The 23,091-nt window shown below is 71.4% G+C and carries 22 protein-coding genes; 7 read left to right on the top strand and 15 right to left on the bottom strand.

Annotated features, from left to right (window positions below; genetic code table 11):
* Positions 1-54: 54 nt before the first annotated feature.
* The 6 genes from M1R94_RS13595 to M1R94_RS13570 form a co-directional block, all read right to left on the bottom strand.
* A complete protein-coding gene (locus tag M1R94_RS13595; protein WP_249382249.1) occupies positions 55-822 on the bottom strand; it encodes a pseudouridine synthase in 768 nt (255 codons plus the stop codon).
* Positions 819-1,601 carry an SMC-Scp complex subunit ScpB gene (scpB, locus tag M1R94_RS13590; RefSeq protein ID WP_249382248.1) on the bottom strand — a complete coding sequence of 261 codons (783 nt, stop codon included), beginning with the start codon at positions 1,599-1,601 and terminating at the stop codon, positions 819-821. The genes M1R94_RS13595 and scpB overlap by 4 nt, the downstream gene beginning before the upstream one ends.
* Positions 1,598-2,524: a segregation and condensation protein A gene (locus tag M1R94_RS13585; protein WP_249382247.1), complete on the bottom strand. Its 927-nt coding sequence runs from the start codon at positions 2,522-2,524 to the stop codon at positions 1,598-1,600. Before M1R94_RS13585 ends, scpB begins: the two co-directional genes overlap by 4 nt.
* Positions 2,514-3,389: a ParA family protein gene (locus tag M1R94_RS13580; protein WP_249382246.1), complete on the bottom strand. Its 876-nt coding sequence runs from the start codon at positions 3,387-3,389 to the stop codon at positions 2,514-2,516. Before M1R94_RS13580 ends, M1R94_RS13585 begins: the two co-directional genes overlap by 11 nt.
* 71 nt (positions 3,390-3,460) lie before the next feature.
* Positions 3,461-4,438 (bottom strand): site-specific tyrosine recombinase XerD, encoded by a 978-nt coding sequence (locus tag M1R94_RS13575; RefSeq protein WP_308199911.1) that lies wholly within the window; start codon positions 4,436-4,438, stop codon positions 3,461-3,463.
* 24 nt (positions 4,439-4,462) lie between these two features.
* Entirely contained in the window at positions 4,463-5,392 is a 930-nt protein-coding gene (locus tag M1R94_RS13570; RefSeq protein ID WP_249382364.1) for a heme o synthase, read from the bottom strand.
* Positions 5,393-5,824: 432 nt separating this feature from the next.
* On the opposite strand from M1R94_RS13570, the gene tkt reads away from it, so the two are divergent.
* The 6 genes from tkt (at position 5,825) to M1R94_RS13540 (ending at position 13,232) form a co-directional block, all read left to right on the top strand.
* Entirely contained in the window at positions 5,825-8,002 is a 2,178-nt protein-coding gene (tkt, locus tag M1R94_RS13565; RefSeq protein ID WP_249382245.1) for a transketolase, read from the top strand.
* Positions 8,003-8,072: 70 nt separating this feature from the next.
* Complete coding sequence (gene tal, locus M1R94_RS13560) at positions 8,073-9,233, top strand: transaldolase (protein WP_249382244.1); 1,161 nt, start codon at positions 8,073-8,075, stop codon at positions 9,231-9,233.
* 46 nt (positions 9,234-9,279) lie between these two features.
* Positions 9,280-10,821 carry a glucose-6-phosphate dehydrogenase gene (gene zwf / locus M1R94_RS13555; protein WP_249382243.1) on the top strand — a complete coding sequence of 514 codons (1,542 nt, stop codon included), beginning with the start codon at positions 9,280-9,282 and terminating at the stop codon, positions 10,819-10,821.
* A 40-nt stretch (positions 10,822-10,861) separates the two neighbouring features.
* Positions 10,862-11,782 carry a glucose-6-phosphate dehydrogenase assembly protein OpcA gene (opcA, locus tag M1R94_RS13550; RefSeq protein WP_249382242.1) on the top strand — a complete coding sequence of 307 codons (921 nt, stop codon included), beginning with the start codon at positions 10,862-10,864 and terminating at the stop codon, positions 11,780-11,782.
* Positions 11,779-12,522 (top strand): 6-phosphogluconolactonase, encoded by a 744-nt coding sequence (gene pgl, locus M1R94_RS13545; RefSeq protein ID WP_249382241.1) that lies wholly within the window; start codon positions 11,779-11,781, stop codon positions 12,520-12,522. The genes opcA and pgl overlap by 4 nt, the downstream gene beginning before the upstream one ends.
* 41 nt (positions 12,523-12,563) lie before the next feature.
* Positions 12,564-13,232, top strand: a complete 669-nt coding sequence (locus M1R94_RS13540) for an O-methyltransferase (RefSeq protein WP_249382240.1) — start codon at positions 12,564-12,566, stop codon at positions 13,230-13,232.
* 18 nt (positions 13,233-13,250) lie between these two features.
* Here M1R94_RS13540 and M1R94_RS13535 read toward each other — a convergent pair whose 3' ends face one another.
* The 9 genes from M1R94_RS13535 to uvrC all read right to left on the bottom strand — a co-directional run bounded on the left by M1R94_RS13535 (position 13,251) and on the right by uvrC (position 22,529).
* Entirely contained in the window at positions 13,251-13,601 is a 351-nt protein-coding gene (locus M1R94_RS13535) for an RNA polymerase-binding protein RbpA (protein WP_249382239.1), read from the bottom strand.
* A 15-nt stretch (positions 13,602-13,616) separates the two neighbouring features.
* Positions 13,617-13,862 (bottom strand): preprotein translocase subunit SecG, encoded by a 246-nt coding sequence (gene secG / locus M1R94_RS13530; protein WP_249382363.1) that lies wholly within the window; start codon positions 13,860-13,862, stop codon positions 13,617-13,619.
* A gap of 234 nt (positions 13,863-14,096) precedes the next feature.
* Positions 14,097-14,894: a triose-phosphate isomerase gene (gene tpiA, locus M1R94_RS13525; protein WP_249382238.1), complete on the bottom strand. Its 798-nt coding sequence runs from the start codon at positions 14,892-14,894 to the stop codon at positions 14,097-14,099.
* A 2-nt stretch (positions 14,895-14,896) separates the two neighbouring features.
* The gene (locus M1R94_RS13520; protein WP_249382237.1) at positions 14,897-16,108 is read right to left on the bottom strand and encodes a phosphoglycerate kinase; all 1,212 of its coding nucleotides are present in this window, start codon (positions 16,106-16,108) and stop codon (positions 14,897-14,899) included.
* A 120-nt stretch (positions 16,109-16,228) separates the two neighbouring features.
* Positions 16,229-17,236, bottom strand: a complete 1,008-nt coding sequence (gene gap, locus M1R94_RS13515; RefSeq protein WP_249382236.1) for a type I glyceraldehyde-3-phosphate dehydrogenase — start codon at positions 17,234-17,236, stop codon at positions 16,229-16,231.
* 204 nt (positions 17,237-17,440) lie between these two features.
* Positions 17,441-18,421: a DNA-binding protein WhiA gene (whiA, locus tag M1R94_RS13510; RefSeq protein WP_249382235.1), complete on the bottom strand. Its 981-nt coding sequence runs from the start codon at positions 18,419-18,421 to the stop codon at positions 17,441-17,443.
* A 15-nt stretch (positions 18,422-18,436) separates the two neighbouring features.
* Positions 18,437-19,456, bottom strand: a complete 1,020-nt coding sequence (locus tag M1R94_RS13505; RefSeq protein WP_249382234.1) for a gluconeogenesis factor YvcK family protein — start codon at positions 19,454-19,456, stop codon at positions 18,437-18,439.
* A gap of 11 nt (positions 19,457-19,467) precedes the next feature.
* Entirely contained in the window at positions 19,468-20,406 is a 939-nt protein-coding gene (gene rapZ / locus M1R94_RS13500) for an RNase adapter RapZ (RefSeq protein WP_249382233.1), read from the bottom strand.
* The gene (gene uvrC / locus M1R94_RS13495) at positions 20,403-22,529 is read right to left on the bottom strand and encodes an excinuclease ABC subunit UvrC (RefSeq protein ID WP_249382232.1); all 2,127 of its coding nucleotides are present in this window, start codon (positions 22,527-22,529) and stop codon (positions 20,403-20,405) included. Before uvrC ends, rapZ begins: the two co-directional genes overlap by 4 nt.
* A 62-nt stretch (positions 22,530-22,591) precedes the next feature.
* Between uvrC and M1R94_RS13490 the strand changes: the two genes are divergently transcribed.
* Positions 22,592-23,083 (top strand): OsmC family protein, encoded by a 492-nt coding sequence (locus tag M1R94_RS13490; RefSeq protein ID WP_249382231.1) that lies wholly within the window; start codon positions 22,592-22,594, stop codon positions 23,081-23,083.
* Positions 23,084-23,091: the final 8 nt, after the last annotated feature.

Below are 23,091 nucleotides of genomic sequence, written 5' to 3'. Positions count from 1 at the left end.
GCGAGCGTACAACCGAGCTCGCGGGCTCGGTCAGCGCGTCCGCGCCCGACGGGCTCACATGCCCACCGCGGCCATCAGTGCACCGAGCTCCTCACGACCCAGGACCCGGGTCCGTCCCGGGGGGAGGTTGCCGAGCCGGATGGGACCCACCTGGGTACGCAGCAGACGCGTCACCGGGTGCTCGACTGCCTCGAACATCCGCCGGACCACGTGGTTGCGCCCCTCGTGCAGCACCACCTCGACCATGCTCTGCGACGGCGAGGTGTCGATCACCTTGTACGAGTCGACCTTGGCCAGGCCGTCCTCGAGCATCACGCCCGAGCGCAGCCGCTGGGCGAGCAGCCCCTTGACCCGGCCCTCGACGGTCGCCAGGTAGGTCTTCGGCACCCCGTGGGAGGGGTGGGCGAGCCGGTTGGCGAGCTCGCCGTCGTTGGTCATGAGCAGCAGCCCCTCGGTCTCGGCGTCGAGCCGGCCCACGTGGAAGAGCCGCTCGGGGCGGTCGGCGACGTACTGGGTCAGCGAGGGTCGGCCCTGGGGGTCGTGCATCGTCGAGACCACGTTCAGCGGCTTGTTCAGGGCGATGGTCACCAGCGAGGTGTCGAGCTGGAGCCGCAGGCCGTCGACGTGGATCACGGCGGCCAGCGGGTCGACCCGCACCCCCAGCTCACGCACGACGACACCGTCGACGCTCACCCTGCCGGCGGTGATGATGCCCTCGCACGCACGACGTGACCCGACACCCGCCGAGGCCAGCACCTTCTGCAGCCGGATGCCGTCGGGGTCGTGGACGTCACGCTGGGGGGCCTGGCGAGGGGGTGTCATGAGGGGTTCTCCTCCGAGGAGTCGTCGAGCAGGTCGGTGGCGCCGGGTGCGGCGTCCAGGTCGAGATCGTGAGGTGCGGACGTCCCGGACGACGACGCCGCCTGGTCGCGCCGTTGGGCGCGCCGGTCGTCGGTGCTGTCGTCGATGCCCGTCATGGTGTCCAGGTCGGGCAGGTACGGGGCGAGCGGCGGCAGCTCGTCCAGGCTCGTCAGGCCCATCCGCTCGAGGAAGTACGACGTGGTGGCGTACAGCACCGCGCCACTCGGCTCGGTGCCCACCTCACCGACGAGCCCACGGGCCGCCAGGGTGCGGACCACCGAGTCCACGTTGACCCCCCGCACCGCGGAGACCTGGCCACGGGTGACCGGCTGGCGGTAGGCGATCACCGCGAGCGTCTCGAGAGCGGCCTGGGTGAGCCGCGCGGTCTGCCCGTCGAGGACGAAGCGTCCGACGACGTCGGCGTGTGCCGGGGCCGAGTAGAAGCGCCAGCCCTGACCGGCGTTGCGCAGCACGAAACCGCGGGGCCGGCCCTGCGCACCGCGGTACTCGGCGGCCAGGCGCTCGAGGATCTCCTCGACCTGGTCGGTGGGCAGCCCCAGCACGCTCGCCAGCTGCACCGCGGGCACCGGCTCGTCGGCCACCATGAGGACGGCCTCCACGGCGGCGTCGGCCCCACCAGGCAGCTCGGTCACGTCGAAGGCCAGCTCGTCCGCCGTCGGGGCGTCCGGCTCGGCGCCTTCCGCCCCCGCGCGGTCGACGGGTGTCGTCTCGGCGGTCATGCGTCTCCTCCAGCGGGGTGCTCGTCGGCCGTGTCGGTGGACTGCGCCGAACCCTCGACCGGCACAGGTGCGGGCGACGTCTCGGGGTCGCCGTCGTAGTCGTCGGTGACCTCGACCTCGGTCTCCTGCGTACCCGTCCACCGTACGGTCAGGTCACCCAGAGGGTTGACCTGGTCGAAGGCCACGACCCCTTCACGGAACAGCTCGAGCAGCGCCAGGAACCGCACCACGACCACCAGTGTGGTCTCGGCGTCGTGGACCAGTGAGCGGAAGGACCCCGACCCTGTGCGGCGCAACCGGTCGACGAGCACCGCAGCCTGCTCCCGCACGCTGACCGCCGGGTTGTGCAGGTGGGCGATGTCGACGCCCGGCGGCGCCTCCCGTGGCCGCAGTGCGTGCGCCGCGAGGATCGCGAGCTCGCTGGGACCGATCTGCAGGACGAGCTCGGGCAGCAGGGCTGCGAGGTGCGGCTCGAGCCCCACCGTGCGCGGGACGCTCCGGGCCTGCTGCTCGAGCTGGGCACCCATGCGCGAGGCGACCTGCTTGTACGCCCGGTACTGCAGCAGCCGGGCGAAGAGCAGGTCCCGCGCCTCGAGCATCTCGAGGTCCTCGGCGTCCTCGACGTCCCCGGCCGGCAGCAGTCGCGCGGCCTTGAGGTCCAGCAGTGTCGCAGCGACCACCAGGAACTCGCTGATCTGACCCAGCTCCCACGGTGAGTCGCTGCCCTCGGCAGCCCGGACCGCGCTGATGAACTCGTCGGTGACCTGGGCGAGGGCCACCTCGGTGATGTCGAGCTTGTGCTTGGCGATCAGGCCCAGCAGCAGGTCGAACGGCCCGGTGAAGTTGACCAGGTGGACCTCGAACGGTCCGTGCCCGGTCGCCGGCGGAGGTGCGTCGGTCAGCGGCGCGGCCTCAGGCCGCATCGCCGCGCGCCACCAGCTCTCGCGCGAGCTGCCGGTAGGCGACCGCACCGGAGTGGGTCGGTGCGTAGGTGGTGATCGGCTCGGCAGCGACCGAGGAGTCGGGGAACTTCACGGTCCGCCCGATGACGGTGTGCAGCAGCTGGTCGCCGAAGGCTTCGTGCACCCGGGCGATCACCTCGCGCGAGTGCAGCGTGCGGGGGTCGTACATGGTCGCCAGGATGCCGTCGACCTCGAGGCGAGGGTTGAGCCGGTCGCGCACCTTCTCGATGGTCTCCACCAGCAGCGCGGCCCCACGCAGCGCGAAGAACTCGCACTCGAGCGGGATGAGGACGCCGTGCGCGGCGGTGAGCGCGTTGACTGTCAGCAGCCCGAGCGAGGGCTGGCAGTCGACCAGGATGACGTCGTAGGCGTCCTCGAGCGGCCGCATCGCCCGCGACAGGATCGACTCGCGAGCCACCTCTCCCACCAGCTGGACCTCGGCCGCCGAGAGGTCGATGTTCGCCGGCAGCAGGTCCAGGTTGGGCACCGCGGTGGGGTGCACCATGTCGTCGAGGGAGGCGTTGCGCTCCATCAGCAGGTTGTAGACCGTGCGGTCCAGCTCGTGCGGGTTCGCGCCGAGCCCGACCGAGGCCGCCCCCTGCGGGTCGAAGTCGACGATCAGCACCTTGCGCCCGTAGCCGGCCAGCGCCGCCCCGAGGTTGATGGTCGTGGTCGTCTTGCCGACGCCACCCTTCTGGTTGCACAGCGCGATGATCCGCGCAGGTCCGTGCGACTCGAGCCGTACCGGGTCGGCGAACTCCGGCAACGGGCGCCCGACGGGGTCCGTGGCTGGAGCAGGAGGAGCGTCCGGGGCATGGCTGGTCACGGCCCGAGGTTACCGCAGCGTGACCCGACCGACCGGCTACCACGCGGGCCCACCGGGCCCCTCCCCCGAAGTCAGGCCAGGGCGCGCGGGTGGGCGGCGGCGTAGACCTCGCGCAGCGTGTCGGGGGTCACCTGGGTGTAGATCTGGGTGGTCGTCACCGAGGCGTGCCCGAGCAGCTCCTGAACCACTCGGACGTCGGCGCCGCCGGCCAGGAGGTGCGTGGCGAAGGAGTGCCGCAGGGTGTGCGGAGAGACGACGTCCGCCCCCGGGATGCCCGAACGCTGCGCCGCGACACGCAGCACCGCCCAGGCGCTCTGACGGCTGAGCCGGTTGCCACGGGTGTTCAGGAACGCCGCCGGCGTCCCGCGTCCGGCTGCGGCGAGCGCGGGCCGGGACCGCACCAGGTAGGCCTCGACGGCCCTGCACGCGAACGAGCCGACCGGCACCACCCGCTCCTTGCGGCCCTTGCCGAGCAGCCGGACGGCCGCGGCCTCAGGGTCGAGGTCGAGGTCGTCGATGTCGAGGTCGACCACCTCGCTGATCCGCGCCCCGGTCGAGTACAGCAGCTCCAGCAGGGCCCGGTCGCGCAGCGGGACGGGGCCCTCGCCGACGCTCGACGCCTCCAGGACCCGCTCGACGTCCTCGACGGAGATCGCCTTGGGGAGCCGGCGAGGCTGAGCCGGGGGCCGCACCCGGTGCGCGGGGTCGCCGGGTGCAAGCCCCTCGAGCGCGCAGAAGCGGTGCAGGCCGTGCACCGCTGCGAGCAGGCGCGCCGTGGAGGAGGGAGCCAGGGCGGGCACACCCTCGGTGCCCGTGCGCAGTGCCAGGACGACGTCGCGCACGTGCTGCTCGGTCACGTCAGCAGGTCGTGTCACGCCCCGCTCGACCAACGAGCCCGTGTAGCGGCGAAGGTCCCGGCGGTAGGCCGCCAGGGTGTTCGCGGAGAGACCTCGCTCGACCGTGAGGTGTGCCAGGTAACCCTCGACGGCCTCGCCGAGGGCCGCGCCGACCTCACCCGACCGGTCGCCGCCGGCGGCCGGGGCGTCCACGTCGTCGGGCCGCACCGCTGCCGGCTACAGGGGGAGGAACGGGTCGACGGCCACCGCGAGGAAGAGCAGCGTCAGGTAGGTGATCGAGCCGTGGAAGAGTCGCATCTCCCCGAGCTTGACCCCGGGCCGGGGGGTGGTCGCGCGGCGGAGCAGCTGGACCGTCGCGCCCACGAACCAAGCGCCCAGGGCCAACGCGATCACGCCGTAGGCCCAGGTCATCGGGTGCACCAGCATCAGCGCGAGGGACGAGCCCACCATCGCCACGGCGTAGGCCAGCATCTCCCGCGCGACCCGCACGTCGCCGGCCACGACGGGGAGCATGGGTACCCCGGCCGCGGCGTAGTCGCGACGGAACTTCATCGACAGCGGCCAGTAGTGCGGCGGGGTCCAGAAGAAGATCACCCCGAACAGCGCGACCGGGGCCCAGCCGACGGACCCGGTCACCGCCGACCAGCCGATGAGGACCGGCATGCAGCCCGCGGCGCCGCCCCACACGATGTTCTGCGGCGTCCGGCGCTTGAGGAGCATCGTGTAGCCGACCACGTACATCACGATCGCCAGGAACGTCAGGGCCGCCGCCACGAGGTTGACGACGGTCGCGAACCAGACCAGGGAGAAGATCCCGAGCCCGAACCCGAAGACCAGCGCTGCGCGGGGTGTCACCTCACCGGTGACCAGCGGGCGCCGCTTGGTCCGGTTCATCAGCTCGTCGATGTCCCGGTCGATGTAGCAGTTCAGCACGTTCGCGGACCCTGCCGACGTCGCGCCGCCGACCAGCGTGGCGAGCACCAGCGTCACGGGCGGGAACCCCTGCTGCGCCAGGATCATCGTCGGCACGGTGGTGACCAGGAGCAGCTCGATGATGCGCGGCTTGGTCAGCGCGACATAGGCACCGACCCGGCTGCGCAGACGGGCCAGCGAGCCCGTCGCGGACGAGGCCTCGGACCGGTTCAGCGTGGCGCCGCCCGAACCGATCCCGTGCCCACCGACGAACGCGTGGGTCCCCGCTGCGTCCGCTCGACCGGCCCGGTCTGCTCCGGTGTCGTCGCGGGGGGCGGGGCTGGCTGTGCGCACGTCGAGGTTGCTCCGTAAGGCAGACGGTCGGACACGGTCTGGCGACCATGGTACGGCCACCGCACCGCGCAGGCTCCGCCGCAGCCACGACCGCGCGGCTCCGACCTGCGAGCCTCACACGCGCGAGGCTCGCACCGTGAGTCCACCTGGTGTCCGTCCCGCTCGCCGCTGCTACGTCGCAGGTAGGCTCCGGGTGTGGCGCTGGCGCACCTCGCAGCCCCCACCACACGCTCCCGCCGGCGCAGGCGCCCCGGCGGTCCGTAGTACGCAGAAGCGACGTCCCGGGCCCCGTCCGGGCAGGAATGAGGTTCGGTGAACGCGTTCGACCCCCCCTTCGACCAGCTCGAGTGGACTGACCAGGACCGCCGTGCGGTCGACACCCTCAAGGTCCTCGCGGCCGACGCGGTGGAGAAGGTCGGCAACGGCCACCCCGGGACGGCGATGAGCCTGGCCCCGGCGGCCTACCTGCTCTTCCAGCGGTTCCTCAAGCACGACCCGTCCGACTCGCACTGGGCGGGCCGCGACCGCTTCGTCCTCTCTGCGGGGCACTCGTCGCTGACGATCTACCTCCAGCTCTTCCTGTCCGGGTACGAGGTCACCCTCGACGACATCGCGAGCCTGCGCACCTGGGGTTCCAAGACCCCGGGCCACCCCGAGTACCAGCACACCGACGGTGTGGAGATCACCACCGGACCGCTCGGTCAGGGACTGGCCTCGGCCGTCGGCATGGCGATGGCCGCACGTCGTGAGCGGGGGCTGCTCGACCCCGACGCCGCTCCCGGGACGAGCCCGTTCGACCACACGATCTGGGTCATCGCCGGCGACGGCGACCTCCAGGAGGGTGTGACGTCCGAGGCCTCCTCGCTGGCCGGGCACCAGGAGCTCGGCAACCTCGTCGTCCTCTACGACGACAACCACATCTCGATCGAGGACGACACCGACATCGCCTTCAGCGAGGACGTGCTCGCCCGGTACGAGGCCTACGGCTGGCACACCCAGCGCGTGGACTGGACCCAGGGCGGCGAGGGCTACACCGAGGACGTCGACGCACTGGCCCAGGCCTTCGCTGCCGCCCGTGCCGAGACCGGCAAGCCCTCGATCATCTCGCTGCGCACCATCATCGGCTGGCCCTCGCCCTCCAAGCAGAACACCGGCGCGATCCACGGCTCGGCCCTCGGTGGGGACGAGGTGCGAGCCGTCAAGGAGCTGCTCGGCTTCGACGCCGACCAGGCCTTCGTCGTCGAGGACGAGGTGCTCGCGCACGGCCGTGCGGTCAGCGCCCGTGGCGCGGCGCTGCACGCGCAGTGGGACGAGGCCCTCACGCAGTGGCGCGAGGCCAACCCCGAGCGGTCGGCCCTCCTGGACCGACTGTCCACACGCACGCTGCCCGAGGGATGGACCGATGCGCTCCCCGTCTTCCCGGCGGGCAAGGACGTCGCGACACGGTCCGCGTCGGGCAAGGTCCTCGGTGCTCTCGCGCCGGTGCTGCCCGAGCTGTGGGGCGGTTCGGCCGACCTCGCGGGCTCCAACAACACCACGATGGCCGGCGAGCCCTCGTTCGTGCCCGCCGACCGCAGCACCAAGGCGTTCTCGGGCGACCGGTACGGGCGCACGCTGCACTTCGGGATCCGTGAGCACGCCATGGGCTCGATCCTCAACGGGATCACCCTGCACGGCGGCACCCGGGCCTACGGCGGCACGTTCCTGGTGTTCAGCGACTACATGCGCCCCGCGGTGCGGCTCGCCGCCCTGATGCAGATCCCGGTGACCTTCGTGTGGACCCACGACTCGATCGGTCTGGGCGAGGACGGACCCACGCACCAGCCGATCGAGCACCTCGCGGCACTGCGGGCGATCCCGGGTCTGGACGTCGTGCGTCCGGCCGACGCGAACGAGGTCTCGTGGGCCTGGCGCACGATCCTCGAGCGCACCCACCGCCCGGCAGGCATCGTCCTGACCCGGCAGAACGTCCCGACCTTCGAGCGCGGGGAGGGCGCCGCCGACGGCGACGTCCTGGCCGCGGCCTCGGGCACCGCTCGGGGCGCCTACGTGCTGGCCGAGGCCGAGGGTGGCAGCCCCGACGTGATCCTCCTGGCCACCGGCTCAGAGGTGCAGCTCGCGGTGGAGGCCCGGACGGCCCTGCAGTCCGAGGGCGTCGCCGCACGTGTGGTGTCGGTGCCCTGCCGCGAGTGGTTCGACGAGCAGGACGCCGACTACCGCGAGTCGGTCCTCCCCGCCGGGGTCCGTGCCCGCGTCTCGGTCGAGGCGGCCGTGTCCCTGGGCTGGCGCGAGCTGGTCGGGGACGCCGGACGCAGCATCTCGATCGAGCACTTCGGTGCCTCGGCCGACTACAAGACGCTGTACCGCGAGTTCGGCCTCACGACCGAAGCAGTGGTCGCTGCCGCCCGCGAGTCCCTCGCGGACGCCTCGGGCGGCGCGACGCCCGGCGCGGGCGCCAAGCCCACCGCCGGGGGCACGGCCGACGTCTGACCTACGCAACGACCGCCCGGGACGGCACCACGCGCCGTCCCGGGCGGCCCCGTCATCGAAGGAGACCGTCATGACCCAGAGCACCAGCACGAGCACCCACGACCGCGGCGCCCCCGAGCCGATCAGGCGTCTGCGTGACGCCGGGGTCGCCATCTGGCTCGACGACCTGTCCCGCGAGCTGATCGGCAGCGGTGAGCTCGCCCGGCTGGTGACCGAGCGGGGCGTGGTCGGCGTCACGACCAACCCCACGATCTTCGCCTCAGCGCTGTCCGCCGGGGACGCCTACGAGCAGCAGCTCGGTGAGCTGGCCGCGGCCGGCGCCGACGTCGACCAGGCGGTGTTCAGCATCACCACCGACGACGTGCGGGCAGCGTGCGACGCGCTCGCCGACGTGCACGCCGCCACGGGCGGCCTGGACGGAAGGGTCTCGATCGAGGTCGATCCCGGGCTGGCCCGCGACACCGAGGCGACGATCGCGACGGCTCGCAGGCTGTGGTCGACGGTCGACCGTCCCAACCTGTACATCAAGATCCCGGCCACGATCGAGGGTCTGCCCGCGATCACCGCGGTCGTCGGCGCGGGCATCAGCGTCAACGTCACGTTGATCTTCTCCCTCGACCGATACCGCGACGTCCTGGACGCCTACCAGGCGGGGCTCGAGCAGGCCCGCACGGCCGGCCTGGACCTGTCCTCCATCGCCTCGGTCGCCTCCTTCTTCGTCTCCCGGGTCGACGCCGCGGTCGACGCCGCCCTGGACGAGATCGACTCCCCCGCGGCGGCACGGCTCCGCGGTCGCACCGCGATCGCCAACGCCCGGCTGGCCTACCGGCTCTACGAGCAGACGGTCGCCACCGAGCGCTGGCAGTCCCTGGCGCGGGACGGCGCCGCGGTGCAGCGCCCGCTGTGGGCCTCGACCGGCGTCAAGGACCCCGCCTACGCCGACACCCGCTACGTCGACGAGCTCGTGGCACCGGGTGTGGTCAACACCATGCCCGGCAAGACCCTCGAGGCGGTCGCCGATCACGGCGACATCACCGGGGACACCGTCACCACCGCCTACGACGACGCCCAGGACGTCGTCGAGCAGCTGTCCACGGTGGGCATCTCGCTCGACGAGGTGACCGACCTGCTCGAGCGCGAGGGCGTCAGCAAGTTCGAGGCGAGCTGGCAGGAGCTGCTGGACACGGTCACCGCGGGTCTGGAGCGCAACGCCCCCGGATCCGCCGGATGAGGACGCACCACCGGATCGGCCAGCTGTTCGCCCACGGAGAGGTCACATGAGTCCAGGCACCACCGACGCCCCCCGGAACCCGCTGCGGGACCCCCGCGACCGCCGGCTGCCGCGCATCGCCGGCCCGTGCGGTCTGGTGATCTTCGGTGTGACCGGGGACCTCGCCCGGCGCAAGCTCATGCCGGCCGTGTACGACCTGGCGAACCGCGGCCTGCTGCCCCCCGGGTTCGCGCTCACCGGGTTCGCGCGACGAGACTGGGAGAACCAGGACTTCGCCCAGGTGGTGCACGACGCCGTCAAGGCCAACGCCCGGACCCCGTTCCGCGAGAGCACCTGGCGTCAGCTCGCCGAGGGCATCCGCTTCGTCCAGGGCGAGTTCGACGACGACGACGCCTTCGACCGGCTGAGCAGGACCGTCGCCGAGCTCGACGCCGAGCGGGGCACCGGGGGCAACCACGCGTTCTACCTGTCGGTACCACCCGGCTCGTTCCCCCTGGTCTGCCGCCAGCTCGCGCGCTCCGGGCTGTCCGAGCAGGGCAAGGACGCATGGCGCCGCGTGGTCATCGAGAAGCCGTTCGGTCACGACCTGGCCAGTGCGCAGGAGCTCAACGACGTCGTCTCGGAGGTGTTCACCCCGGAGTCGGTCTTCCGGATCGATCACTACCTGGGCAAGGAGACGGTCCAGAACCTGCTCGCGCTGCGGTTCGCCAACCAGCTGTTCGAGCCCATCTGGAACGCCCACTACGTGGACCACGTGCAGATCACGATGGCCGAGGACATCGGGATCGGCGGCCGGGCCGGGTACTACGACGGCATCGGTGCGGCCCGGGACGTGATCCAGAACCACCTGCTGCAGCTCCTCGCACTGACGGCCATGGAGGAGCCCGTCTCGTTCGACGCCGACGACCTGCGCGCCGAGAAGGAGAAGGTGCTCTCCGCGGTGCGCCTGCCCAAGGACCTCGGCGCCCACACCGCCCGAGGGCAGTACAGCGCGGGCTGGCAGGGCGGCGAGGAGGTCGTGGGATACCTCGACGAGAACGGGACCGCGTCGGACTCTCGCACCGAGACCTACGCGGCGATCCGTCTCGACATCGACACCCGACGCTGGGCCGGGGTGCCGTTCTACCTGCGTGCCGGCAAGCGGCTCGGTCGACGGGTCACCGAGATCGCCGTGGTCTTCAAGCGGGCACCCCACCTGCCGTTCGAGTCGACCGCGACCGAGGAGCTCGGCAAGAACGCCCTGGTCATCAGGGTGCAGCCCGACGAGGGCATCACGATCCGCTTCGGCTCCAAGGTGCCCGGCACCGCGATGGAGGTCCGCGACGTCACGATGGACTTCGGCTACGGCCACGCGTTCACCGAGTCCTCGCCCGAGGCCTACGAACGCCTCATCCTGGACGTCCTCCTCGGCGACCCCCCGCTCTTCCCCCGGCACGAGGAGGTCGAGCTCTCCTGGAAGATCCTCGACCCGATCACGGCCTACTGGGAGAGCAACGGTGCACCCGAGCCCTACCGGTCGGGCACCTGGGGCCCGGACTCCGCCGACGCGATGATGGCCCGTGACGGCCGCTCCTGGAGACGACCGTGACCCCGACCTGCCCGAACCCTCCCGTGACACGAGGTGAACGATGATCATCGACCTTCCCGACACGACCACCACGGCGGTCAACAGGGCCCTGGTCCGGGTCCGAGAGGAGGGCGGCGCCGTCGCCCTGGGACGGGTGCTGACCCTGGTCATCGACGCGCAGGACGGCGACGTCGAGGACGCCGTCAAGGCCGCCAACGAGGCCAGCCGCGAGCACCCGTGCCGGGTCATCGTGCTGGCCCGGGACGAGACGCGCACCACGGCCCGTCTCGACGCCGAGATCCGGGTGGGTGGCGACGCGGGTGCCAGCGAGGTCATCGTGCTGCGAGTCTCGGGCGAGATGCTCGAGCACAGCGACACCCTGGTGATCCCTCTGCTGCTGCCCGACGCGCCGATCGTCGCGTGGTGGCCCCAGGAGGTCCCGCAGACACCCGCGAGTCATCCCATCGGACGGATGGCCCAGCGCCGGATCACCGACTCGACCGCCTGCTCGGACCCGATGCGGACACTGCGCCGGCTGCGCGACGGGCACAAGGGCGGGGACACCGACCTCGCCTGGACCCGGCTCACGGTGTGGCGTGGTCTGCTCGCCGCTGCCCTCGACCTCCCTCCCCACGAGCCGGTGACCAGGGTCGAGGTGCGCGGCCACGAGTCCCACCCCTCGGTGGTGCTGCTCGCTGCGTGGCTCGCCTACGCGCTGGACTGCCCGGTGGACCTCGTCCGGCTCAAGGATGTCCAGGCGATCACCCGGGTCGAGCTCCACCGCCCGTCGGGCCCGATCATCATCGACCGACCCGACGGCCGGACGGCGACGCTGAGCCAGCCGGGCCAACCCGAACGCCACACGTCGATGCCCATCCGCGGGTTGCGCGAGTGCCTCGCCGAGGAGCTCCGCCGTCTGGACCCCGACGAGGTCTACAGCGAGGTTCTCGACAGCGGTCTCGACCGGATCGGTGCGGCATGAGTGCCGGCGCACGGGTCGCGGTCGTGCATCCCGACCGCGAGACGTTGGCACGGGTGACGGCTGCCCGCCTCCTGGTGCACCTGGTGGACCGGCAGTCGTTGCACCGCCCGGTGCACGTGGCGCTGACCGGTGGGTCGGTCGGCATCGCCGTCCTGGCCGAGATCGCCGGTTCACCGTTGCGCCCTGCGGTCGACTGGACCGGCGTCCACCTGTGGTGGGGTGATGAGCGCTTCCTGCCCGACGGTCACCCCGACCGCAACGAGACCCAGGCCCGCGAGGCGCTCCTCGACGAGCTCGAGATCCCCGCCGCCAACGTGCACCCCATGGTCGGCCCGGGTCCTGGTGTCTCCACCCCCGAGGAGTCGGCGGCCGCCTACGCGTCCGAGCTCGCGCAGCACGCTCCCGAGGGGGCGGCAGTCCCGGCGCTGGACGTCGTGCTGCTGGGAATGGGCCCCGACGGCCACGTGGCCTCGCTCTTCCCCGGGCACGCCGGGCTCCAGGTCACCGACCGTGCGGTGGCGGGGGTGCACGGCTCGCCCAAGCCGCCGTCCGAGCGGGTGACCCTCACCCTCCCGACGCTGACCGCCGCCCGCGAGATCTGGCTGGTCGTCGGTGGGGCCGACAAGGCCGCACCAGCAGCCCGCGGCCTGGCCGGGGACGCGGTCACCACGACACCCGCGGCTGGTGCGGTGGGTGTCGAACGCACCCTGTGGCTGCTCGACGCCGACGCTGCCGGCTGACGCACCGACCCACCGGCACGCCGCCTCACCTGGAGGACACCGTGACGCAGAGCACCTGGTCCGCGGTCGACGAGCTCATCCAGACCGTCGTCCGTCCTGACACCGTGCTCGACCAGGCCCTGGCCCGTGCCGAGGCCGCGGGCCTGCCGGCCATCCAGGTCTCGGCCGCCCAGGGCCGGATGCTGCAGATCCTCGCCCAGGTGCACGGGGCACGTCGGATCCTCGAGATCGGCACCCTCGGCGGCTACAGCACGATCTGGATGGCGCGTGGACTGGTCGGCGACGAGCCACGACTGACCACCCTGGAGATCGACCCGGTGCACGCGGCCGTCGCCGAGGAGAACATCACCCGGGCAGGGCTCGCGGGCGTGGTCGACATCCTGGTGGGACGGGCCGTCGACACCCTCGGCAGGCTCATCCAAGACGGCGTCGAACCGTACGACATGGTCTTCGTGGACGCCGACAAGCCGTCCAACGTGGCCTACCTCGAGGCGGCGCTCCAGCTGACCCGTCGTGGCTCCGTGATCGTCGTCGACAACGTCGTGCGAGCAGGCCTGGTCGTGGACCCGGGAAGCACCGATCCAGCCGTCACAGGCACCCGCGCGCTGTACGCGAGGGTCGCGGGCGACGACCGTCTCGCGGCGACCGTCGTGCAGACCGTCGGCTCGAAGGGCTACGACGGCTTCATGCTGATCCGTGTCGCGGCCTGAGCCTCAGGAGCACTACCCTCAGGCGGTACCGCGACGGGCTCGCAGGGCCGCGAGGGCCTCGTCGAGGATGGCCGCGCCGTCCTCGTCGCTGCGCCGCTCCTTCACGTACGCCAGGTGCGTCTTGTAGGGCTCGTTGCGTGAGGGCGACGGCGGGTTGGCCTGGTCCTGCCCGGCCGGGTACCCGCAGCGCGGGCAGTCCCAGGTCTCGGGCGCCTCGGCGCCTGCCTCGATCGAGAAGCTGGGCTTGGTCTCGTGCCCGTTGGCACACCAGTAGGACACCCAGAACCGCGGGGCCGACTCGCCACGCTCTGCTTCGCCCATGGGGCCGGCTCCGACACGGGAACCACGAATTGCACTACCGCTCGCCACGGTGAACCTCCGGTCTCAGGCGCTGACGCGCTGGATCAGGCCGAGCAGGACGATGATGGTCGCCCAGAACAGTGCCAACCCGATGGTGATGCGGTTGAGGTTGCGCTCGGCCACGCCGGAGCTCCCGGCACCGCTCGAGATGCCTCCGCCGAACATGTCGGAGAGGCCGCCGCCCTTGCCCTTGTGCAGCAGCACGAGCGCGATGACGAGGAAGCTGGTCAGGACCAGCAGAACCTGCAGGGTGATGCGCAGTGCGTCCACGTACTCGTACGTCCTCACTCAGCTCGCGTCCGGCGCCGAGGGGCGCCCGGACAAGGATAGGTGACGCGGGTGCGATCCGACGAACACGTCCGGGTGGAATACCTCGTCCCACCCCGTCGAACCGCTGGGCAACCAGCCCGGCCCCCCAGGTCCCGCCCGTCTCGGGCGGGACCTGGGGACCCGGCACGAACGCAGATGACAACCCGCGGGCGTGCGATCAGGACCGGTCGAGGGTCAGAGACCGACCTGGTGCGACTGGAAGCGCGCGATCTTGGCGAACTCCTCGGCGTCCAGGCTCGCGCCACCGACCAGGGCACCGTCGACGTCGGGCTTGGCCATGATCGAGGCCACGTTGCCCGACTTCACCGAGCCGCCGTACAGGACACGCACGCCTGCCGCGAGCTCGGCGTCGTACAGGTCGGCCAGGCACTCACGGATTGCTCCGCAGACCTCCTGGGCGTCCTCCGGGGTGGCGACCTCACCCGTACCGATGGCCCAGACGGGCTCGTAGGCGATGACGATCTGGGCGGCGTGCTCGGCCGAGAGCCCTGCGAGGGCGCCCTTGACCTGGTCGAGGGTGTAGGCGACCTGGTCGCCCGCCTTGCGGATGTCCAGCCCCTCCCCGACGCACAGGATCGGCACGATGCCCTGGCTGAAGGCGGACTTCACCTTGGCACCGACCAGCGCGTCGTCCTCGGCGTGGTACTGGCGACGCTCGGAGTGCCCGACCGCCACGTAGGTGACCCCGAGCTTGGCGAGCATCACCGGCGAGATCTCCCCGGTGTAGGCGCCCTCGGTGTGCGCGGACACGTCCTGCGCACCGTAGGACAGCTCGAGCTTGTCGGCGTCGACCAGGGTCTGGACCGAGCGCAGGTCGGTGAACGGGACCAGCACGCTGACCTCGACCGCCGAGTAGTCGTGCTTGGCGTCCTTGAGGGTCCACGCCAGCTTCTGCACCAGGTGGGTGGCCTGGTGGTGGTCGAGGTTCATCTTCCAGTTGCCCGCCATCAGCGGGGTACGTGCGTCTGCCATGATCAGCTCCCGTTCTCTTGGTCCAGCACAGCGATACCGGGGAGCGACTTGCCCTCGAGGAACTCCAGGCTCGCGCCACCCCCGGTGGAGATGTGGCCGAAGCCCGCCTCGTCGAACCCGAGCACCCGGACGGCGGCGGCGGAGTCGCCACCGCCCACGATCGTGAAGGCACCTGCGGCACCTGCGTCGACGAGGGCCTGGGCCACGGCCCGTGTGCCACCCGAGAACGCCTCGAACTCGAAGACCCCGGCAGGTCCGTTCCAGACGACCGTCTTGGCGTCCAGGATCTTGTCCCGGAACAGCGTCGAGGAGTCCGGGCCGATGTCCAGGCCCATCCGTCCGTCGGGGATCGCGTCGGCCGCGACGACCTCGTGCGGCGAGTCGGCCGCGAAGGAGTCGGCCACGACGACGTCGGTCGGCAGGACGATCTCCACACCGGCCTGCTCGGCCTGCGCCAGGTAACCCTTGACCGTCTCGATCTGGTCCTGCTCGAGCAGCGAGGATCCCACCGAGTAGCCCTTGGCGGCGAGGAAGGTGAACGCCATGCCTCCGCCGATGAGCAACCGGTCGGCCTTGGTGATCAGGTTGGCGATGACGCCGAGCTTGTCCGAGACCTTGGACCCGCCGAGCACGACGACGTAGGGGCGCTCGGGGTCGTCGGTGGCCTTGCGGAGCGCCTCGACCTCCTTGAGCACCAGCCCACCGACCGCGGACGGCAGAGCGAGGGCGATGTCGTACACCGAGGCCTGCTTGCGGTGCACCACCCCGAAGCCGTCGGAGACGTACGCGTCGGCCAGGGCTGCGAGCTCCTGGGCGAGCGAGGCGCGCTCGGCCTCGTCCTTGGACGTCTCGCGCGGGTCGAAGCGGATGTTCTCCAGGAGCGCCACCTCACCGTCCGCGAGGGCGGCGACCGTGGCCTTGGCCGACTCACCGACGGTGTCCTTGGCGAGGTGGACCGGCACGCCGAGCAGCTCACCGAGGCGGGCGGCGACGGGGGCCAACGAGTACTTGTCCTCGGGGGCTCCCTTGGGGCGCCCGAGGTGAGCGGTCACCACGACGCGTGCGCCGGCCTCGACGAGCTTGGTGAGCGTCGGCAGGGCGGCACGCACACGGCCGTCGTCGGTGATGGTCGTGCCGTCGAGCGGCACGTTGAAGTCGGAGCGGACGAGCACGCGCTTGCCGCGCAGGTCGCCCAGGTCGTCGATGGTCTTCATGGAGCACATCCTCGGTGAGTGATCGTCAGGGGTGACATGACAGCGTCCGCGCACCCGGCCCGACCCGGAGGTCGCGCGGGGCACGCGGACGCATGTCAGCTGCTCGGTGGGACGGGAACGTCAGAGACGGTCGCCCACGTAGGTGGTGAGCTTGACGAGGGAGTTGGAGTAGCCCCACTCGTTGTCGTACCAGGCCACGACCTTGACCAGGCTGCCGCTGACCTTGGTCAGGCCGGCGTCGAAGATGCTCGAGGCCGGGTCCGTGACGATGTCGGACGAGACGATCGGGTCCTCGGTGTAGGTCAGGATGCCCTTGAGGCCCTCGGTCTCGGAGGCGGCCTTGATCGCGGCGTTGACCTCCTCGACGGTGACCTCGCGCGAGGCGGTGAAGGTCAGGTCGGTGGCCGAGCCGGTGGGCGTGGGGACGCGCATGGCGTAGCCGTCGAGCTTGCCCTTGAGCTGCGGGAGGACGAGCGAGACGGCCTTGGCCGCACCGGTCGAGGTCGGGACCATGTTGATGGCCGCGGCGCGCGCACGACGCAGGTCGCTGTGCGGCCCGTCCTGCAGGTTCTGGTCCTGGGTGTAGGCGTGGATCGTGGTCATCAGGCCACGCTCGATGCCGAAGGCCTCGTCGAGCACCTTGGCCATGGGGGCCAGGCAGTTCGTCGTGCACGAGGCGTTGGAGATGACGTGCTGGGTGGCGGCGTCGTAGTCGGTGTGGTTGACACCCACGACGAAGGTCGCGTCCTCGTTCTTCGCCGGGGCGGAGATGATGACCTTCTTGGCGCCGGCGTCGAGGTGGGCCTTGGCCTTGGTCGCGTCGGTGAAGAAACCGGTCGACTCGATGACGATGTCCACGCCCAGCTCGCCCCAGGGGAGAGCGGACGGGTCGCGCTCGGCCATCGCCTTGATGGTCTTGCCACCGACGGTGATCGACGTCTCGTCGTAGGTGACGTCCTGCGCCAGACGACCCAGGATGGAGTCGTACTTGAGCAGGTGCGCCAGGGACTTGTTGTCCGTGAGGTCGTTGACACCGACGATCTCGATGTCGGCCCCCGACTCGATGACGGCGCGGAAGAAGTTACGTCCGATACGGCCGAAGCCGTTGATACCGACGCGGATGGTCACTGTGCCTCCTCGGGACGCGCCGGGTCCTCCGGCACGCAAGTGGTCGCTAAGGGTTGCGTACGGCGTTGTACACGCCTGGCCGGACCGTGACTGTTCCTCGATCCCCAGATGACCTCAGGCTACACGCCGGAAACATCTCGCGCAGGGACGTTCGTCCACCGGACGTGCGGGTCGCGGGGCCTAGACGGCACCACCACCCCCGCGTCAGACGTCGAGCATGTCCGGGCTCAGGCCGGCCTCGGTGTCGGGCACGCCGAGCTCGGCAGCCCGCTTGTCCGCGGTCGCCAGGAGCCGCCGGATCCGCCCGGCGACGGCGTCCTTGGTCAGCGGTGGCTCAGCGAGCTGCCCGAGCTCCTCGAGGGAAGCCTGCCGGTGGGCAAGCCGCAGCTGCCCCGCCTCACGCAGGTGCTCAGGGAGGTCCTCCCCGAGGATCTCGAAGGCTCGCGCGACCCGCGCGCCGGCGGCCACCGCGGCCCGCGCGGAACGCCGCAGGTTCGCGTCGTCGAAGTTCGCCAGGCGGTTCGCCGTGCCCCGCACCTCCCGGCGCATCCGGCGCTCCTCCCACACCATGACGGCGTCGTGAGCGCCCAGCCGCGTGAGCATCGCGCTGATCGCGTCGCCGTCCCGGATCACGACACGGTCGACCCCGCGCACCTCGCGGGCCTTGGCCGCGATGCCGATCCGGCGCGCCGCGCCGACCAGGGCGAGTGCGGCCTCAGGTCCGGGACAGGTCACCTCCAGGGCAGAGGATCGTCCGGGTTCGGTCAATGAACCGTGAGCGAGGAACGCCCCCCGCCACGCGGCCTCGGCCTCACCCAGCCCCGCGGACACGACCTGGGGGGGCAGCCCACGCACCGGACGGCCGCGGCTGTCGAGCAGGCCCGTCTGGCGGGCCAGCGACTCGCCGTCCTTGACGACCCGCACCACGTAGCGGGTCCCACGGCGCAGGCCACCTCCGCTGACCACCACGACGTCGCTGCCATGGCCGTAGACCTCGGAGATGAACTGGCGCAGCCGCCGGGCCGCGACACCCGTGTCGAGCTCCGCCTCGATCACGATGCGGCCGGAGATGATGTGCAGACCACCCGCGAAGCGGAGGGTCGCGGAGACCTCCGCCTTGCGCCATGAGGTCTTGTCGACGGTCAACCGTGCGAGCTCGTCCTTCACCTGTGCCGTCAACGCCATGGCGTCATCCTGCCATCACCTGGCGGGGGTGCCGACGTCTCCGAGGAATCCTTCGAAAGCGTCCCGGTAGGCGGCGGCGAGCCGCAGGGCGTCATGACGGGCGCTGCCGTCCCCCACCCTTACCTGCCGCAGCAGGAGCTGGGCCCCCATGGCCGAGCACTCGTCCTGGAGCGCACTGACCTCCTCGATCGCGGTCGGGTCGGCGATCACCACGTCGATCCTGAGGTCGGGCCCGTGGGCACGCAGGGCCCGGAGGTGCTCGAAGGCAGACATGCCCGCGGTCTCGCCGGACTCCTGGCTCAGGTTCAACGTCACGCACCGACGAGCGGCCGTGCGGTGCAGGGCGGCCGAGAGGTCAGGGACCAGCAGGTGCGGCATGACGGACGTGAACCACGAGCCCGGCCCGAGCACCACCCAGTCCGCAGCGTCCACGGCAGCAACAGCCTCGGGGCAGGCGGGGGGGTCGGCGGGCAGGAGTCGGACCTGCCGCACCCGACCTGGGGCGACGGCCACCGCACTCTGCCCGCGCACGACCCGCGCGACACCGCTCCCGCTGCCGTCGAGGTCGACCAGGTCGGCCTCGATCATCAGCGGTACCGCGGCCATCGGCAGCACGCGGCCACGTGCGCCGAGCAGTCCGCCCACCCAGTCGAGCCCGGTGACGGTGTCGCCCAGCAGCTCCCACAGGGCGACGATCAGGAGGTTCCCGACCGCGTGCTGGTCCAGGGTCCCCTCGGAGTGGAACCTGTGCTGGAGCACGTCACGCCAGGTACGGCCCCAGTCGGAGTCGTCGCACAGGGCAGCCAGGGCCATCCTCAGGTCCCCCGGCGGCAGGACGTTCATCTCGGCCCGCAACCGGCCCGACGAGCCGCCGTCGTCGGCCACGGTCACCACGGCGGTGAGCCGGTCGGACATCAACCTCAGCGCCGACAGGCTCGCCGACAGACCGTGACCGCCACCGAGGGCGACGATGGCCGGCCCGCGTGAAGCCGTCGACGGACTGACCCAGGGGTTCGGCCCGCCGGTGCTCCCCATCCGGGGCTGGTTCACTCCCGCCCCAGGTCACGGTGCGTCACCACGACGCGCTGCCCCCGCTCGCGCAACGCCCCGGCGAGAGCCTCCGAGATCGCCACCGAACGGTGCTTGCCACCGGTGCACCCCACAGCGACCGTCGCGTAACGCTTGTCCTCGTGCATGTACCCCGAGAGCACCGGTTCGAGGGCCTCGACGTACCGGTCGATGAACAGACGCGCACCGTCGAGCTCGAGCACGTAGTCACGCACCGGCTCGTCACGGCCGGTCAGGTGCCGCAGCTCGGTGATCCAGTACGGGTTGGACAGGAAGCGCACGTCGACGACGTGATCCGCGTCGAGCGGGATGCCGTACTTGAACCCGAACGACAGGACGTTGATGCGCAGCTGGTCCTCCGCGCCTCCGCTCACCGCGAGCCGCACCTCGCGAGCGAGGTCGTGCACGTTGAGCTCGGTGGTGTCGATCACGATGTCGGCGCGCTCACGGATCGCATCGAGCAGCACCCGCTCCTCCGCGATCCCGTCGAGCAGGGTGCCCTCACCCTGCAGCGGGTGCGGCCGTCGTACCGCCTCGTACCGCTGCACGAGCGCCGGGTCGGACGCGTCCAGGTAGAGGATCCGGTAGTCGAGCCCGGCGGCACGCAGCGAGTCGATCACCTCGATCAGATCGGTGAAGAACTCACGTCCGCGCACGTCGACCACGGCGGCCAGCCGGTGGATGCCTCCCGGGCTCGGGGTCATCATCGCCGCGAGGTGGGTGAGCAGCCGTGGCGGGAGGTTGTCGACCACATACCACTCGAGGTCCTCCAGGACCGCGGCGGCCCGCGACTTGCCGGCGCCCGACATCCCAGTGATCACGAGGATCTCGGGAAGGTCGCCCCTCGGGGTCGGGGTGACGGCCTCGAGCGCGGGGATCCCCTGCGGCACGGTGATGGGCGGTGGCTCGGTGCTCATGGGCCCAGCATGCCAGGGGATCGCTCGGTGGGCTCCGATCCTTCGGGCACCAGGGCGGCCAGCACGGTCTCGGCGGTCCGGCGGCCCATCCCGGGCACCTCGGCGATCTCCTCGACCGATGCTGCCCGGAGGCGCGACACCGAGCCGAAGTGCTTGAGCAGGGCCGCGCGCCGGGCCGGGCCCAGGCCCGGGACCGTGTCCAGGGCCGACGTCGTCATCCCCTTGGAACGCCGTGTGCGGTGATGACGCAGCGCGAAGCGGTGCGCCTCGTCCCGCAGCCGCTGGAGCAGGTAGAGCCCTTCGGAGCTCCGCTGCAGGATGACCGGGTACTCCTCCCCCGGCAGCCACACCTCCTCGAGCCGCTTGGCGAGCCCGCACAGCGCGACGTCCTCGATCCCCAGGTCGGCGAGGGCCCGTGCTGCCGCCGCGACCTGAGGGGCGCCGCCGTCGACGACCACGAGGTTGGGCGGGTAGGCGAAACGGGCCGGCCGTGCGGGAACCTCGGCGGGGACCTCCCCCCCGGTGACCACCGGCGACCCCTGAACAGGGGTGCCAGGCGCAGGGGTGCCAGGCACGGACGCACCCTCGAGGTCCACACGAACCGGGTCGCCGTCCGGCCCTGCGCCGAGGTCGAGCGCACCCGAGACGGCCTGGTCCTCGAGGTAGCGGCGGAAGCGCCGGGTGATGACCTCGTACATCGCCGCGGTGTCGTCACGTGCACCGGTGCCGTCCGGTCCGCGCACCACGAAGTGCCGGTACTCCGGCTTGCGCGCCAGTCCGTCCTCGAAGACGACCATCGACCCGACCTGGTGCGTCCCCTGCGTCGTGGAGATGTCGTAGCACTCGATCCGCAGCGGGGCGCTCGGCAGCTCGAGCGCCTCCTGGATCTCGCGGAGCGCAAGACTCCGCGTGGTCAGGTCGCCGGCCCGCCGCGTCCTGTGGAGCATGAGGGCGTGCTCAGCGTTGCGTCGCACCGTCTCGGCAAGGGACTTCTTGTCGCCTCGTTGGGGAATCCGCACCTGGACCCGGGCGCCGCGCAGCGTACCCAGCCAGTCGGTGACCTGGTCGACGTCGGGGGGCAGCACCGGGACGAGGACCTCGCGCGGCACGGCGCTGCCCGGGGCTGCCGCGCCACGCTCGGGACGGGCCGACCCGTCCGACGAACGTCCAGGCTCGTGCCGTTCGGCACCGTCGCCGTAGACCTGCTGCAGCAGGTGCTCGACGAGCTCGGCGTCGGTGATGTCCTCGACCTTCTCCACGACCCAGCCGCGCTGCCCCCTGATGCGGCCGTCGCGCACGTGGAAGACCTGCACCGCTGCCTCGAGCTCGTCGCCCACGAGGGCGAAGACGTCAGCATCGGTGCCGTCGGGAAGCACGACGGCGTTCTTCTCGGTCGCCCGCTCGAGGGCTGCGATGTCATCGCGGAGCCGCGCCGCGGCCTCGAACTCGAGCTCGGCCGAGGCCTGCTTCATCCGCCGTTCGAGCCGTCGCAGGAACTTCGCCGTGTCACCTGCCATGAAGTCGCAGAAGTCCTGCGCCAACGCGTGGTGGTCCTCGGTGCTGATCCGTCCGACGCACGGCGCGGAGCACTTGTCGATGTAGCCGAGCAGGCAAGGACGACCCGACTGCGCGGCGCGCTTGAAGACGCCCGAGGAGCAGGTCCGCACCGGGAAGACCCTCAGCAGCAGGTCGACGGTCTCGCGGATCGCCCAGGCGTGCGCGTACGGCCCGAAGTACCGCGTGCCGGGGCGTTTGGCCCCACGCATCACCTGGACCCGTGGCACCTTCTCGGCCAGGGTGACCGCCAGGTAGGGGTAGGACTTGTCGTCGCGGTACTTGACGTTGAACCGAGGGTCGAACTCCTTGATCCACGAGTACTCGAGGGCGAGGGCCTCGACCTCCGTGCCGACGACGGTCCACTCGACCGATGCCGCGGTCGTCACCATCTGCTGGGTGCGCGGATGCAGGGCGGAGAGGTCCTGGAAGTAGCTGCCCAGGCGCGAGCGCAGGCTCTTGGCCTTGCCGACGTAGACCACACGGCCGTGCTCGTCACGGAAGCGGTAGACGCCCGGGGAGTCGGGGACCTGTCCTGGAGGGGGACGGTAGGTCGCCGGATCGGCCATGTCCCGAGCCTAGTTCAGGTGACCGACAGGCCCGGCGCCCGGGCAGTCGGTAGCGTGTGGGCATGGGCCCCCTCCACACGTACAACATCGCGGTCACCTGGACCGGGGCCGGCAAGACCGGAACCAGCAGCTACACCGCGTACAGCCGAGACAACGAGATCACGGCCGAGGGCAAGCCACCGTTGCCGGGTTCGGCCGACGTCGCCTTCCGCGGCGACCCCACCCGCTACAACCCCGAGGAGCTGCTGGTCGCGGCGCTGTCGCAGTGCCACATGCTCTGGTTCCTCCACCTCGCCGCGCAGGAGGGGGTCACGGTGACCCACTACCTCGACCACGCCATGGGCACGATGCGGGTCGAGGCGGTCGGCGCCGGCCAGTTCACGCACGTGGTGCTGCGTCCGCAGATCACCGTGCGCCAGGCCCCCGACCACCCGATCGACGATCAGCACCTCGCCGTCCTGCACGCACGGGCCGGTGAGCACTGCTTCATCAAGCGGTCGGTCAACTTCCCGGTCAGGGTCGACCCGGCGCCCCTGACCGCCGAGATCGCCTGACAGCTCGC

This window comes from Actinotalea alkalitolerans (genome assembly GCF_023369855.1).
Classification (GTDB): Bacteria; Actinomycetota; Actinomycetes; order Actinomycetales; family Cellulomonadaceae; genus Actinotalea.
Note: the sequence above shows the minus strand (reverse complement) of the source record. Positions and strands in the feature narration are given on the sequence as shown.

Excerpts from the sequence above, each read along its gene's own strand:
- M1R94_RS13585 (WP_249382247.1), bottom strand. The coding sequence starts at position 2,524 with ATGCGGCCTGAGGCCGCGCCGCTGACCGACGCACCTCCGCCGGCGACC.
- M1R94_RS13595 (WP_249382249.1), bottom strand. The coding sequence starts at position 822 with ATGACACCCCCTCGCCAGGCCCCCCAGCGTGACGTCCACGACCCCGAC.
- zwf (WP_249382243.1), top strand. The coding sequence starts at position 9,280 with ATGAGTCCAGGCACCACCGACGCCCCCCGGAACCCGCTGCGGGACCCC.
- tpiA (WP_249382238.1), bottom strand. The coding sequence starts at position 14,894 with ATGGCAGACGCACGTACCCCGCTGATGGCGGGCAACTGGAAGATGAAC.
- M1R94_RS13520 (WP_249382237.1), bottom strand. The coding sequence starts at position 16,108 with ATGAAGACCATCGACGACCTGGGCGACCTGCGCGGCAAGCGCGTGCTC.
- uvrC (WP_249382232.1), bottom strand. The coding sequence starts at position 22,529 with ATGGCCGATCCGGCGACCTACCGTCCCCCTCCAGGACAGGTCCCCGAC.
- M1R94_RS13490 (WP_249382231.1), top strand. The coding sequence starts at position 22,592 with ATGGGCCCCCTCCACACGTACAACATCGCGGTCACCTGGACCGGGGCC.
- whiA (WP_249382235.1), bottom strand. The coding sequence starts at position 18,421 with ATGGCGTTGACGGCACAGGTGAAGGACGAGCTCGCACGGTTGACCGTC.
- rapZ (WP_249382233.1), bottom strand. The coding sequence starts at position 20,406 with ATGAGCACCGAGCCACCGCCCATCACCGTGCCGCAGGGGATCCCCGCG.
- opcA (WP_249382242.1), top strand. The coding sequence starts at position 10,862 with ATGATCATCGACCTTCCCGACACGACCACCACGGCGGTCAACAGGGCC.
- M1R94_RS13505 (WP_249382234.1), bottom strand. The coding sequence starts at position 19,456 with ATGGGGAGCACCGGCGGGCCGAACCCCTGGGTCAGTCCGTCGACGGCT.
- scpB (WP_249382248.1), bottom strand. The coding sequence starts at position 1,601 with ATGACCGCCGAGACGACACCCGTCGACCGCGCGGGGGCGGAAGGCGCC.
- pgl (WP_249382241.1), top strand. The coding sequence starts at position 11,779 with ATGAGTGCCGGCGCACGGGTCGCGGTCGTGCATCCCGACCGCGAGACG.
- tal (WP_249382244.1), top strand. The coding sequence starts at position 8,073 with ATGACCCAGAGCACCAGCACGAGCACCCACGACCGCGGCGCCCCCGAG.